General features: G+C 68.4%; 13 protein-coding genes. 7 read left to right on the top strand and 6 right to left on the bottom strand.

From position 1 onward, the window contains the following. Positions 1-5: 5 nt before the first annotated feature. A complete protein-coding gene (lgt, locus tag IB232_RS17560) occupies positions 6-803 on the top strand; it encodes a prolipoprotein diacylglyceryl transferase (RefSeq protein ID WP_192399875.1) in 798 nt (265 codons plus the stop codon). After that, a complete protein-coding gene (locus tag IB232_RS17565; RefSeq protein WP_192399876.1) occupies positions 803-1,597 on the top strand; it encodes a thymidylate synthase in 795 nt (264 codons plus the stop codon). Before lgt ends, IB232_RS17565 begins: the two co-directional genes overlap by 1 nt. A gap of 27 nt (positions 1,598-1,624) precedes the next feature. Here the strand turns inward: IB232_RS17565 and IB232_RS17570 are convergent, their stop codons facing one another. After that, on the bottom strand, positions 1,625-2,527 hold the full coding sequence (locus IB232_RS17570) for a LysR family transcriptional regulator (protein WP_192399877.1): 903 nt from the start codon (positions 2,525-2,527) through the stop codon (positions 1,625-1,627). An 87-nt stretch (positions 2,528-2,614) separates the two neighbouring features. Here IB232_RS17570 and IB232_RS17575 point away from each other — a divergent pair, with 87 nt between their 5' ends. Next, complete coding sequence (locus IB232_RS17575) at positions 2,615-3,496, top strand: DMT family transporter (protein ID WP_192399878.1); 882 nt, start codon at positions 2,615-2,617, stop codon at positions 3,494-3,496. Positions 3,497-3,502: 6 nt separating this feature from the next. Here the strand turns inward: IB232_RS17575 and IB232_RS17580 are convergent, their stop codons facing one another. The 3 genes from IB232_RS17580 to IB232_RS17590 form a co-directional block, all read right to left on the bottom strand. Continuing rightward, on the bottom strand, positions 3,503-4,018 hold the full coding sequence (locus tag IB232_RS17580) for a hypothetical protein (RefSeq protein ID WP_192399879.1): 516 nt from the start codon (positions 4,016-4,018) through the stop codon (positions 3,503-3,505). 144 nt (positions 4,019-4,162) lie between these two features. Beyond that, entirely contained in the window at positions 4,163-5,536 is a 1,374-nt protein-coding gene (locus tag IB232_RS17585; RefSeq protein WP_192399880.1) for a GTPase/DUF3482 domain-containing protein, read from the bottom strand. Between the two features lie 78 nt (positions 5,537-5,614). Beyond that, on the bottom strand, positions 5,615-7,009 hold the full coding sequence (locus IB232_RS17590) for a DUF2868 domain-containing protein (RefSeq protein WP_318652285.1): 1,395 nt from the start codon (positions 7,007-7,009) through the stop codon (positions 5,615-5,617). Positions 7,010-7,136: 127 nt separating this feature from the next. Here IB232_RS17590 and IB232_RS17595 point away from each other — a divergent pair, with 127 nt between their 5' ends. The 3 genes from IB232_RS17595 to IB232_RS17605 all read left to right on the top strand — a co-directional run bounded on the left by IB232_RS17595 (position 7,137) and on the right by IB232_RS17605 (position 9,595). Beyond that, the gene (locus tag IB232_RS17595; RefSeq protein WP_192399882.1) at positions 7,137-8,324 is read left to right on the top strand and encodes a sensor domain-containing diguanylate cyclase; all 1,188 of its coding nucleotides are present in this window, start codon (positions 7,137-7,139) and stop codon (positions 8,322-8,324) included. 28 nt (positions 8,325-8,352) lie between these two features. Further along, positions 8,353-8,865 carry a dihydrofolate reductase gene (locus IB232_RS17600; protein WP_192399883.1) on the top strand — a complete coding sequence of 171 codons (513 nt, stop codon included), beginning with the start codon at positions 8,353-8,355 and terminating at the stop codon, positions 8,863-8,865. A gap of 85 nt (positions 8,866-8,950) precedes the next feature. Next, complete coding sequence (locus IB232_RS17605) at positions 8,951-9,595, top strand: YitT family protein (RefSeq protein WP_192399884.1); 645 nt, start codon at positions 8,951-8,953, stop codon at positions 9,593-9,595. 9 nt (positions 9,596-9,604) lie between these two features. Here IB232_RS17605 and IB232_RS17610 read toward each other — a convergent pair whose 3' ends face one another. Together IB232_RS17610 and ilvD are read right to left on the bottom strand one after the other, a co-directional pair. Next, positions 9,605-10,063: a metallophosphoesterase family protein gene (locus IB232_RS17610; RefSeq protein WP_192399885.1), complete on the bottom strand. Its 459-nt coding sequence runs from the start codon at positions 10,061-10,063 to the stop codon at positions 9,605-9,607. A gap of 210 nt (positions 10,064-10,273) precedes the next feature. Beyond that, positions 10,274-12,112 carry a dihydroxy-acid dehydratase gene (gene ilvD / locus IB232_RS17615; protein ID WP_192399886.1) on the bottom strand — a complete coding sequence of 613 codons (1,839 nt, stop codon included), beginning with the start codon at positions 12,110-12,112 and terminating at the stop codon, positions 10,274-10,276. 486 nt (positions 12,113-12,598) lie between these two features. Here ilvD and IB232_RS17620 point away from each other — a divergent pair, with 486 nt between their 5' ends. Further along, positions 12,599-13,435, top strand: a complete 837-nt coding sequence (locus IB232_RS17620) for an alpha/beta hydrolase (protein ID WP_192399887.1) — start codon at positions 12,599-12,601, stop codon at positions 13,433-13,435. Positions 13,436-13,475 lie beyond the last annotated feature (40 nt).

The raw sequence follows: 13,475 nt of genomic DNA on the forward strand, positions 1-13,475 counted from the left end.
TACTGATGCTGCCTTATCCGCAGATTGACCCGGTGGCCATTGCCCTGGGCCCGCTGAAGATCCACTGGTACGGCCTGATGTACCTGGTCGGCATCGGCGGCGCCTGGTTCCTCGCCAGCCGCCGGCTGAAGGACTTCGACGCCAGCTGGAGCAAGGAGAAGCTCTCCGACCTGGTGTTCTGGGTGGCCATGGGCGTGATCCTCGGCGGCCGCCTGGGCTACGCGCTGTTCTACGACCTGTCCGCCTACATGGCCGACCCGCTGAAGATCGTTCGCGTCTGGGAAGGCGGCATGTCCTTCCACGGCGGGCTGATCGGCGTGATGCTGGCCACCTGGCTGTTCGGCCGGCGCAACGGCAAGAGCTTCTTCGAGCTGATGGACTTTATCGCCCCTCTCGTTCCGATCGGCCTGGGCGCGGGGCGCATCGGCAACTTCATCAACTCCGAGCTATGGGGCAAGGTCACCGACGTGCCGTGGGCCATGGTCTTCCCCAATGGCGGGCCGGACCCGCGTCACCCGTCGCAGCTGTACCAGTTCGCCCTGGAAGGCGTGGCCCTGTTCCTGATCCTCTGGGCCTACTCGCGCAAGCCGCGTCCGACCATGGCGGTGTCCGGCCTGTTCGCCATCTGCTACGGCATCTTCCGCTTCATCGTCGAATTCGTCCGTGTACCGGACGCCCAGCTCGGCTACCTTGCCGGCGGCTGGCTGACCATGGGCCAGGTGCTGTGCTTGCCGATGATTCTCGGCGGCCTCGGCCTTATGATTTACGCCTACCGCCGCCAGGCCGTTCAAGGAGCCGCGTGATGAAACAGTACCTCGACCTGATGCGCCTGGTGCGCCAGACCGGCACCTTCAAGAGCGACCGCACCGGCACCGGCACCTACTCGGTGTTCGGCCACCAGATGCGCTTCAACCTGGCCGACGGCTTCCCGCTGGTGACCACCAAGAAGTGCCACCTGAAATCCATCATTCACGAGCTACTGTGGTTTCTCCAGGGCGATACCAACATCAAGTACCTGAAGGACAACGGCGTGCGCATCTGGGACGAGTGGGCCGACGAGAACGGCGACCTTGGCCCGGTGTACGGCTACCAGTGGCGCTCGTGGCCGGCGCCGAACGGCGAGTCGATCGACCAGATCAGCAAGCTGATCGAGATGATCAGGAAGAACCCGGACTCGCGCCGCCTGATCGTCTCCGCCTGGAACCCGGCGCTGGTCGACGAGATGGCCCTGCCGCCGTGCCACACCATGTTCCAGTTCTATGTCGCCGAAGGCCGTCTGAGCTGCCAGCTGTACCAGCGCTCGGCCGACATCTTCCTCGGCGTGCCCTTCAACATCGCCAGCTACGCCTTGCTGACCCTGATGATTGCCCAGGTCTGCGACCTGCAGCCCGGCGACTTCGTCTGGACCGGCGGCGACTGCCACCTGTACGCCAACCACATCGAGCAGACCGACCTGCAGCTGACCCGCGAGCCGCTGCCGCTGCCGACCATGAAGCTCAACCCCGAGGTGAAGGACCTGTTCGCCTTCAAGTTCGAGGACTTCGAGCTGCAGAACTACCAGGCCCACCCGCACATCGCCGCGCCGGTCGCGGTGTAAGCCTCGTCGGCGGCGTCTGGCCGCCGATTAGCCGGCCAGCCCGGCCGCCAGGTGGTCGATCAGCACCCGCAGCTTCGGCGGCAGGTGGCGGTTGGATGGGTACAGCGCCCATGCGGTGCCGTGGTAGGAGCCGGTGTAGCGCCAGTCGCCGAGTACCTGCACCAGCCTGCCATCCGCTAGCGCTTCGGCGGCGGTGAAGCTCGGCAGGCAGGCGATGCCCAGATGATTGAGCGCGCCGTTGAGGCGCACCTCGCTGTGGTTGCTGGCGAAACGGCCGCGCACGGCCACCGTGCACTGCTCGCCATCCTTGGCGAAGTGCCAGCGGTGGTCGTCGGCGCGTTCGTCCAGGTACAGGCAGCGATGGCGCACCAGGTCCTGCGGGTGTTGCGGCGCACCCTGGTCGGCCAGGTACTGCGGTGTGGCGCAGAGCAAATGTTCGACTTGGCACAAGGGGCGGCCGGCCATCTGTTCCGGTGGCTGCTCGGTGATGCGGATGATCAGGTCGAAGCCCTCGGCGATCGGATCCGGGCTGCGGTCGCTGAGGTTGAGACTGACGTCGACCTCCGGGTGTCTGGCCAGAAAATCCGCCATCAGCGGTGCGACCAGATACTTGCCGAACGCCTTGGGCACCGACAGGCGCACCTGGCCACGGGCATCGCTCATCAGTCGCTCGCCCACCGCTACGGCCGCCTCGGCGGCACCGAGCATCTCCCGGCAGCGCTCGAACACCTCGCTGCCGGCCTCGGTCAGGCGCAGGCGCCTGGTCGTGCGTTCCAGCAGGCGCAGGCCCAGTGCCGCCTCCAGCTGGGCCTGCTGCCGGCTCAGCGCCGAGCCGCTGGTGTGCAGCTGGCGCGCGGCGGCGGAGAAGCTGCCGCACTCCACCACGCGGACGAAGCTGGCCATCAACGGCAGCAGATTATTCATGCTCATGAGGAACGAGTCTCATACGGAATGACCTGATTATCGCGATGAGGTTGGCAATGGACAATCGCCATATTTCCATCGTGAGCCACCGCCATGACCAGCCTGACCGCCGCCTACCGTTCCCGCCTGCTGCACGGCAGCGACCTGCCCCTACTGCTGGTGGCGCTGGTGTGGGGTACCAGCTACGGCGTGGCCAAGCAGGCGCTGGTGTTCTACCCGGTGCTGGGTTTCCTCGCCGTGCGCTTCGGCATCACCTTCCTGCTGCTGGCGCCGCAATTGCGCGGCGAAGGCCGGCGTGCCTGGGTGCCCGGCCTGCCGCTGGGCCTGGCGATGCTGGCGATCTTCCTCTGCGAGACCTACGGCGTGCAGCTGACCACTGCGAGCAATGCCGCCTTCCTGATCAGTCTGTGCGTGGTGCTCACGCCCTTCGTCGAGTGGCTGATGCTCGGCCAGCGCCCGGACGCGCGCCTGCTGCCAGCGGTGGTGCTGTCGCTGCTCGGTACCTGGCTGCTCAGTGGTGGCGTCGATCTCGACTTCGGCCTGGGCGACGGCCTGATGCTGGCCGCGGCGCTGCTGCGCGCCTTCCAGGTGTGCCTGACCCGCCGCCTCACCGCCGACCGTGAGGTGCCACCGCTGGCGCTGACCGCCGTGCAGTCCGGGGTGATCGGCTTCGGCTGCCTGCTGCTCGGCGCGCTGCTGCTGCCGGGCGGCCTGCCACCGCTGCCGAGCGCGCCGGCGTTCTGGGTCGGCAGCCTGTACCTAGTACTGTTCGCCACCCTGTTCGCCTTCTACGTGCAGAACTGGGCGCTGGGCCGCAGCAGCCCAACTAGGGTCAGCCTGCTGATGGGCAGCGAGCCGCTGTTCGGCGCACTGTTCGCCGTGCTCTGGCTGAGCGAGGAGCTGAGCCTGCAGGCGTGGATCGGCGGACTGCTGATCGTCGCCGCCACCCTGTGGACCAGCCTCGCCAGGCGCTGATCAGGCTCAGGAAAGCAGCGTCTTTTCCTCTTCGGCGGAAGCGTTATTGGCCGGGGTGCCATCGGATTTCTCCTCCTGCTCCTTGGCCGCCTGCAGTTCGGCGCGTTGCTGCATGCGCTCGGCGATCTGCTTCTCGATGGCCTCCTGCTGCTCCGGCGACATGGCGTCGACTTCCTCCTCGGTCAGGCCCATTTCCTTGAGGATGGCGTCGCGCATCTTCTCGGCATCGCTCATGGCCATGTACTCGTGGAATGCGTCACGGGCCCGGCTGCTGGACGATTCGGCCTTGCCGGCCAGGCTGCTGCCGGAAGCGTCGCCGCTCTGCAGGCCGACGCGCAGCTTGGCGAAGGATTCCTCGAAGGCCTGTTCGGCCTGGTAGTCGGCCGTCGAGCCGGAGAAGGTACGTGGCTGCTGAGATGTGGCCACAGCGGCGGGTCCGAGCTCCTCGCTCAGCTGTTTTTCCTTCAGGCGCCTGTCGAAGAGTGCCAGGGCCTGTTGCGATCCGATGCCAGCGATATTCATGTTCCCTCCGCGCGTAGCTATGCGCGGGGGCATTGGAGCAAGGCCCGTGCCAGGGTTTTCCTGGCTTTCAAATCAATGGCTTGCGTGATGAATAGGCGACCAGAGCGGCAGCATCTGGCCAGCGGCGGCGCGGTATTGCCGCTGTCAGCCGCCGAGCACCTCGTTGGTCAGAGCATCCACCTGTTCGCGCCGCTCGGCCTGCTCCAGGCGCGCCGCGGGATTCAGCGACGACCATTCGGGATGCGCCCGCGCCCGACGCAGTGCCTCGGGCAGGCGGGCCTCGCGCCAGGCGCTGTCCTGCGGCTGGTCCAGGCGGATCGCCGCGGTCGCCGCATGGCCGCGGGCGAGCAGGGCGGCCAGCAGCTGGCGCTGACGCAGGGCGAGCAGGCGCAGTACGTTGTCGTCCACCGTCAGTTCGCGCTGGCCCTTGAGTTTGCCGAGCAGGCGGCCGCCGAAGTTGCGCGCGGTCTGCAGTCCGCCGCCGGCCAGGGCGCCGAGCAGTGCGGCTGCGCCCAGGGTCACTCCGCCCACCAACAGGTCGATGCCCACCCCGGTGGCTGCACCGGCGGCCATGCCGCCGCCGACCTTGACGCCGAGCTGGCGCAGGGTCTCCGGGTTGAACAGGTCGTCGCCCCAGCGCCCGTCCGCCAGCGGCAGGTCGCCGGCCTGGGCATCGTCCGGGCGGAAGGCATACAGGCGCAGCAGCGCGTCGACGCACTGCTGCTCGCGCTGGCGCACGGCCTGGTGCAGGGCGGCGATCTCGCCCTGTTCGATCTGCGGCTGGGCCGCCACGCTGCGCCGGCAGGCCGCGCAGTCCACCAGCAGCTCGGCGATCAGTCGCGCGCCGGCCTGGTGGCGTGCCTCGCCCTGGGCCTCGTGGTCGAGGATCAGTCGCTCCAGTTGCGGCCGCGCCGTTTCCACCAGCAGGGCCAGGCTCTCGTACAGGCGGCGCTCGCCATCCAGCGGCGGCGCCACTGTGTCGAACGCCACCCGCGCGTGCAGGCCGAGACGGGCCAGGGCCTCGCGCCACTCCGGCTCGCGCTGGGCCGCGGCGGCGCCGAAGTTGAGTACCGGCAGCAACGGCTTGCCGCAGTCGGACAGCACCTGTAGTTCGTCGCGGTACTTGGCCAGCACCGGCTCGCGGGCGTCGATCACGTACAGCCCGGCGTCGCTGGTCAGCAGCTGGCGCAGCACCTTGGCCTCCTGCTCGAAGCGCTGGCGCGCCTCGGCGCTGTCGAGGAAGCGGGCGATGCGCGCCGGGCCGTCCAGCCGCTCGCCGGGGCGCTCCAGGCGTTCCAGGTAGTCGAGCAGGGCGATGGCGTCTTCCAGGCCGGGGGTGTCGTAAAGCTCCAGCAGCGGCTCGCCGTCCACCGACAGGCGCGCGCCCTCGACGTGGCGGGTGGTGCTGGGGCGGTGCGAGACCTCGCCGAAGCCGACATCGCGCAGCAGGGTGCGCAGCAGCGAGGTCTTGCCGACATTGGTGTGGCCGACCACGGCCAGGCGCAGCGGTTTAGTCATGGCAGCTCTCCAGTTGGTAGCCCGGATGTAAGCCGGGGCGGAGCTGCCTGCTTTCCGGATTGCATCCGGGCTACCCGATCAGTCATGTCCAGCCTCCAGCCAGACCAGTGGCGCCGAATCGGAGAAGGCCAGGCCGAGGCGCTGCAGGGCCTCGTGCCAGTCGCCCAGGCGCTGGCTGTCCAGCGCTTCGCCGGGCGGTGGCGGCAGCAGCCAGACACGGGTGGCGCCGGCCGTGCGCGACAGCTCGCCGAGCAGCGCCAGGGTGCCGCGATCCGGCGAGCGTCGCGGGTCGACGGCGATGGCCAGGCGTGCCGGCGGGAAACGGGTCAGCTGGTCGAGCAGGTGCTGACGCTGTTCGCGGCTATCGAGCACGCCGGCATCGGCTACGCCCTTGCCCAGGGGTGGCGGCCAGGGGCGGCTGCCGTCCAGCTCCACCGCCACCAGCAGCGCGCCGTCCGTGGCCAGCGCACTGTGCCCGCCCTGTGGCTGATGCAGGGTCTGCGGCTCCGCATCCAGCACGCCGAGGCGCTCGGCTGGCGGTTGCAGGCGCTCGGCCAGCAGCCGGTAGGCGGGCTGGGCGAGATCCAGGCGCAGGCGCGCGCTGCCGTGCCACCAGCGCCACAGGCACAGCAGCAGGAGCAGGGCGCGCGGCAGCAGGCCGAACACCAGCAGCACGCCGAGCAGCCAGCCGGCCCAGGCATGGCGCGCCGCTTCCACGGCCAGGGCGGACTCGCCGCTGGCGCGGATGGTGTCCACGTCCGGTAGCGGGAAGCCGAGCAGGGCGGGTAGGGCGCCGAGCAGGTGGGTGAGCGCGACGAAGGCATCGCTGCCGAGCAGCGTGGTCTCCCAGACGAAGCCGTAGCGCCGGGTACTGAGCAGGAGCAGCAGCATCAGCGTGGCGGCGAGCAGCGCCACCAGCCACAGGCCGTGGACCAGGGCGCCGAGCAGCCAGCGGTTGAGGCGCCGGCGCTGCAGCAGCAGGACCAGCGCCGGGCCGAGCTGGGCGGCCGCGGCGTCGCGCGCCAGCTTCTCGCTGAGCCACAGCCACAGGCGGCCGAGCGCGGCCTGGTGCTCGCCGGCGAAGGCGAGGCCCAGCAGCCAGCCGAGCAGGGTCAGCAGATGAATGCCGAGCAGGCTGCCCAGGGCCCAGAACACATTGACCGGGCGGCTGCCGTCGCCCAGCGCCGCCAGGGCCAGCCCGGCGCCGCCGACCAGGGCCAGGATCAGCAGGGCCAGCAGCGCCAGGCGTGCGCCCTGCAGCCAGTGACGCTGGGCCTGCATCTGGCCATCGCGTTTGGCCAGGAACAGGGCGCGGGCCTCGATGCGGCGCGCCAGGTCGCCATCGGCCTGGCGTGCCAGGCGATTGGCCTCGGCATCTTCCAGCGGGCCGGCGTGGTCCTCGCGCAGGCGAATGGCTTCGCACAGCCAGAGGCGTTGCAGGCGCGAGCGGGGAGGCGGGGGACTGTCTGTCACGCGGCGTTCCGTCTGCGGGTCGAGGGCCAAAGCATAACCGCTGCGCCGCGCCTGGGGAAAAGCCCGAGTTGTGGCGCGCCGTCGGCTGCGGCTAGGCTTCAGGTAGAACAACGAGAAGAGCACAGCCATGAAGCTGCCCCATCTGGACTGGGTCAACCGCGACTCGCCCTACCTGCGCCAGTTGCGTGAGGGCTTTCGCCTGCTCAGTTTCGACGGCGAGATGGAGGCGGCGTACCACCGCTACCACGCCAGGGTGTTCCTGATCCGCATGCGCTGGTCGCTGCTGGTGGCCATCGTGCTGTTCCTGGCCTTCGCCGTGTTGGACACCATCAGCCTGCCGGGCGAGGTGCGTAGCCAGACGCTGAAGATCCGCCTGGGGGTGATCGGGCCGATGCTGCTGCTGACCTGGTTGGCTACCTATCGGAGCCGCCTGCTCGGCCGTCTGCAGTTGCTGGGTGGGGTCTGCGCGCTGGTCTGCGGGCTGGGCGTCATCGGCATCATCTGGGTCGCTCGGGCTCATGACTACCCGCTGCCCTACGAGGGCATCATCCTGGTCACGGTGTTCTTCTACTTCCTCACCGGCCTGCGTTTCGTGGTCGCCTCGTTGTGCGGCTGGCTGATCTTCCTCGCCTACCTGACGATGGAGCTGATCAACGACCTGGACGGTGCTGTGCTGCTGTACAACCTGTTCTTCCTGGGCACGGCCAACGTGATCGGCTCGGTGGGCTGCTACTTCCTCGAATACGCCACGCGGCAGAACTTCCTCGCCCAGGGTCTGCTGCAAGACCTGGCGGAGAAGGACTCGCTCACCGGCCTGCTCAACCGCCGTGCCTTCGGCGAGCGCGCCGAGGCCAGCTGGCGCCAGGCCTTGCGCGAGCAGCAGCCGCTCGCCGTGGTGATGATGGATGTGGACTTCTTCAAGCGCTACAACGACCACTACGGCCACAGCGCGGGCGACGAGGCGCTGCGCGGGGTGAGCCGGGTGATCGGCGCCCAGGCCCGGCGCCCGCTGGACATGACCGCGCGCTACGGCGGCGAGGAGTTCGTCGGCCTCTGGTACGGCCTGGACGAGGCCGCCGTGATGAAGATTCTCGAACAGCTGCGCGCCGAGGTGGAGGCCCTGGGCCTGGCGCACGCCAAGTCCGATATCGCGCCGGTGGTGACGCTCAGCATTGGCCTGGCCTGGCTGGTGCCGGAGCCCCACCAGCGCCTGGCCGACGCCTTGCGCCTGGCCGATGTGGCGCTGTACCTGGCCAAGGAGCAGGGGCGCAACCGGGTGGTCGGCAAGCGGCCGGGCAGTAGTCAGGTGGCCTGAGGCGGCGCCAGCCGGTATCCTCGCGCCCATGAAAACGACTCTTCCCCTCTGCCTGATCGCCGCCCTCGCCGACAACCGCGTGATCGGCCGCGACAATCAGCTGCCCTGGCACCTGCCGGCGGACCTCAAGCACTTCAAGGCCAAGACCCTCGGCAAGCCGATCATCATGGGGCGCAAGACTTGGGATTCGCTGGGCCGCCCGCTGCCGGGCCGGCTCAATCTGGTGGTCAGTCGCCAGGCCGGGCTGCAACTGGAGGGCGCGGAAGTCTTCCCGTCACTGGACGCCGCGATCCTGCGCGCCGACGAGTGGGCGCGTGAGCAGGGCGTCGACGAGCTGATGTTGATCGGCGGTGCCCAGCTCTACGAGCAGGGCTTGGCCCAGGCCGCGCGCCTGTACCTGACCCGCGTGGCGCTGCAGCCCGAGGGCGATGCCTGGTTCCCGGCCTTCGCCGAGGGCGACTGGCAGCGCAGCGACAGCGAAGCGCACGCGGCGACCGACGCTGCGCCGGCCTACCGCTTCGAGACCTGGCAGCGCCGCTAGACTTTTCTGCACTGATATTGATCGACGTCGCCTTCGTTCGAAGGCGGCGCCCTATGCTTTTGCCTTTACCCGCCGAAATTCGCCCATGACCGACCCTATCGATACGCCCGAGGCGGAAACCGTCGCCGCCATCTTCGTCCGCCACCCGCTGTGGGAGGATGCCCTGGCGCTGCTGTTCGGCACCGCCCTGGTGGCCCTGGGCATCGCCTTCTATACCCATGCCGGGCTGCTCACCGGCGGCACCGTGGGCGTGGCCTTTCTGGCCAAGTACCTGGCCGGCTGGCCCTTCGGCCTGGTGTTCTGCCTGGTCAACCTGCCGTTCTACGCGCTGGGCATCTGGCGCCTGGGCTGGGGCTTCACCCTGCGCACCGGTTGCGCGGTGCTGCTGGTGTCGCTGCTGGCCGAACTGACCCCGGGCTGGGTCGCCTTCACCCACCTCAACGAGCTGTATGCCGCGCTGTTCGGCGGTGCGGCCATGGGCCTGGGCCTGCTGATGCTGTTCCGCCATCGGGCGAGCCTGGGTGGGGTGAATATCCTCGCGCTGTTCCTGCAGGAGCGCTTCGGCCTGCGCGCCGGCGCGGTGCAGATGGCCATCGACGCGGTCATCGTGCTGGCGGCGGTGTTCGTGGTGACGCCGGACAAGGTGGCCCTGTCGGTGCTCGGTGCGGTGATGCTCAACCTGGTGCTGGCGATCAACCACCGCGCCGATCGCTACACCGGGGTCAGCTGAGCCCAGGCTCTAAGGCTGGAGTTCGACCAGCTCGGCGCGCGCTTCGCCATGGTCGATATACAGCATGGCGACGCTGATCGGCAGCTTGAAGCGCCGTGGTCCGGCGCTGCCGGGGTTGATCCACAGCAGGCCGGCGCGTTCTTCGATCAGCGGCTTGTGCGAATGGCCGGTGATCACCACGCGCACGCCCTCCGGCAGTTGCGTCGGCACATGAGCAAGCTCGTGCACCAGGTACAGGCCGATCCCGCCGAGCCGCAGCTCGACCTGGTGCGGCAGCTCGGCGGCCCAGTCCAGCCCCTCGTCGTTATTGCCACGCACCACGCTCAGCGGCGCCAGCTCGCGCAGGGCGTCGAGAATCTCCGGCTTACCGATATCGCCGGCATGCACGATATGCGCGCAACCCTGCAGCGCCGCCAGCGCCTCGGGGCGTAGCAGGCCGTGGGTGTCGCTGATCAGGCCAATTTTCATGCAAGGCTCCGCGTAGGGCGGGTGAGCCCGCGTGGTCGTTCGCGGGTTTCACCTGCCATACAAAGCATAAGCCCGGCGCATGGCCGGGCTTATCAGGATAGGTAGGTTGCTACTGTGATGGCATCCCTGCCGACGCAGCGAGTAGCGGTAGGCCCCGGCCCGGCCATCCATGGCCGGGCCGGGGCAACGCATGCGTTGCCTTAATCCGGCTCACCCATCCAACAGCGACTTGTCGCGTACCGCACCCTTGTCGGCACTGGTGGCCAGCAGGGCGTAGGCCTTGAGGGCGGTGGTCACCTTGCGCGCGCGCGGCGCGACCGGCTTCCAGCCCTTCTGGTCCTGCACGATACGGCGGGCGGCCAGTTCCTCATCGCTCACCAGCAGGTTGATGCTGCGGTTGGGGATGTCGATCAGTATCTTGTCGCCGTCGAGCACCAGGCCGATGGCGCCGCCAGCGGCGGCTTCCGGCGAGGCGTGGCCGATGGACAGGCCCGAGGTGCCGCCGGAGAAGCGGCCGTCGGTGAGCAGGGCGCAGGCCTTGCCCAGGCCCTTGGACTTCAGGTAGCTGGTCGGATACAGCATTTCCTGCATGCCCGGACCGCCTTTCGGACCTTCGTAGCGGATGATCACGATGTCGCCAGCCTTCACTTCGTCGGCGAGGATGCCCTTCACGGCGCTGTCCTGGCTCTCGAAGATCTTGGCGTTGCCTTCGAACACGTGGATCGACTCGTCGACGCCGGCGGTTTTCACCACGCAGCCGTCGAGGGCGATGTTGCCGTACAGCACGGCCAGGCCGCCCTCTTGCGAATAGGCATGCTCGACCGAGCGGATGCAGCCTTCGGCGCGGTCATCGTCCAGGGTGTCCCAGCGGGTGCTCTGGCTGAAGGCGGTCTGCGTCGGGATACCGGCAGGGCCTGCCTTGAAGAAGGTGTGCACCTTCTCGTCGCTGGTCTGGGTGATGTCCCACTGGGCGATGGCGTCGGCCATGCTCGGGCTGTGCACGGTCGGCACGTCGGTGTGCAGCAGGCCGCCACGGGCCAGCTCGCCGAGAATGGAGAAGATGCCGCCGGCGCGGTGCACGTCTTCCATGTGGTACTTCTGGATGTTCGGCGCGACTTTGCACAGCTGCGGCACCTTGCGCGACAGGCGATCAATGTCGCGCAGGTCGAAGGCGATTTCCGCCTCCTGGGCGGCGGCCAGCAGGTGCAGGATGGTGTTGGTCGAGCCGCCCATGGCGATGTCCAGGGTCATGGCGTTCTCGAACGCCTTGAAGCTGGCGACATTGCGCGGCAGCACGCTGGCATCGTTCTCGCCGTAGTAGCGCTGGCACAGCTCGACGGCCAGGCGCCCGGCGCGCAGGAACAGCTGCTCGCGGTCGGAGTGGGTGGCCAGGGTCGAACCGTTGCCCGGCAGGCCAAGGCCGAGGGCCTCGACCAGGCAGTTCATCGAGTTGGCGGTGAACATGCCGGAGCAGCTGCCGCAGGTCGGGCAGGCACTGCGCTCGTACTCGGCGACCTTCTCGTCGGAGCAGGAGTCGTCGGCGGCCACCACCATGGCGTCGACCAGGTCCAGGCCATGGTTGGCCAGCTTGGTCTTGCCGGCTTCCATCGGCCCGCCGGAGACGAACACTACCGGGATGTTCAGGCGCAGGGCGGCCATCAGCATGCCGGGGGTAATCTTGTCGCAGTTGGAGATGCAGACGATGGCGTCGGCGCAGTGGGCGTTGACCATGTACTCGACGGAGTCCGCGATGATCTCGCGGCTCGGCAGCGAATAGAGCATGCCGTCGTGGCCCATGGCGATGCCGTCATCCACGGCGATGGTGTTGAATTCCTTCGCTACGCCGCCGTGTTTTTCGATCTCGCGGGCGACCAGCTGGCCCAGGTCCTTCAGGTGCACGTGGCCGGGCACGAACTGGGTGAAGGAGTTGGCGATGGCGATGATCGGCTTCTTGAAGTCTTCGTCCTTCATCCCGGTGGCGCGCCAGAGGGCGCGGGCGCCGGCCATGTTGCGGCCGTGGGTGGAGGTTTTCGAGCGGTAATCGGGCATGACACGTTCCTGCGGCTAATCAGGTGATGTTCGTATGGTGAGCGTCGACTGGACCGGATGCAAACGGGAGATGGCCGTGCGTTCGGAAGGGGGCCGCAGGACGAAACGGGGTCTCCGTTCGTTCGGCCCGGGCTCACGGACCCGCCGGGGGATGGTTGGCGAGGAATGCCCCGATTCTACGCCGCCCGCGCCCGCCGGGGAAAGGCTGGCGGTAGCTCGCGGTCTGATGGCGACCGGTATGGCAGCCCGGCGGTCGGCCTGGGGAGTTAGCTCTTTGGGGTTATGCCGTTCATCCGGTTTCGCCGTTCGGGCGACTGTGGTCGTGACCGGTTGGTCACGTACGGTGTTTGGCGGTGAGCGCCGGCGGTTTGCCGGGCGCCCGCAATCGCCGGCGAAGTACTAGCAGTGCAGCCCAGTCCGATGCAGTGGGTCGGGGAGGGCCATGGCGAATCCCTACTCGACGAATAACAACAAGGACTCCCTTAGATGCTCGATTCCAGACTCGGCCTGGCGGCCACACTCTTCGCCTTCTCGGCCTCTGCTCTCGCGGCACTGCCGGACACCCCCGGCACGCCGTTCCCCGCTGTCGGCAGTTTCGACAACAGCGGCCCCTACGCCACCACCAGCCAGGCCGAGGGGCCCAGCTGCCGCATCTACCGGCCCGCGACCCTGGGCCAGAACGGCGTGCGCCACCCGATCATCCTGTGGGGCAACGGCACCGGCGCCACGCCCGACACCTATGCGGCATTGCTGACTCACTGGGCCAGCCATGGTTTCGTGGTGGCCGCCGCGGAAACGTCCGATGCCGGCACCGGCCAGGAGATGCTCGCCTGCCTGAGCTACCTGGTGCAGGCAAGCGGCAGCAGCTCCGGCACCTATGCCGGCAAGTTGAATGCCGGGCGCGTCGGCACTTCGGGCCATTCCCAGGGTGGTGGTGGTTCGATCATGGCCGGCCAGGATGACCGTGTGCGCACGACGGCGCCGATCCAGCCCTATACCCTCGGGCTCGGTCACAACAGCAGTTCGCAGAGCAAGCAGAAGGGGCCGATGTTCCTGATGACCGGCGGCGGCGACACCATCGCCTTCCCCTACCTCAATGCCCAGCCGGTCTATACCCGGGCCAACGTGCCGGTGTTCTGGGGCGAGCGCCGCACGGTCTCGCACTTCGAGCCGGTCGGCAGCGGCGGGGCCTATCGCGGCCCGGCCACGGCCTGGTTCCGCTACCAGCTGATGAACGATCAGAGCGCCAGCAGCACTTTCAACGGCACCCTGTGCAGTCTGTGCGTCAGTCCGCTGTGGACGGTGAAGCGCAAGGGCTTCTGAGGCGGGTGAGCGGGCCCCGTCCGCAGCAGCGGGCGGGGCT

Origin of the sequence: Pseudomonas sp. PDM15 (assembly GCF_014851565.1) — a bacterium.
Lineage (GTDB): Bacteria > Pseudomonadota > Gammaproteobacteria > Pseudomonadales > Pseudomonadaceae > Aquipseudomonas.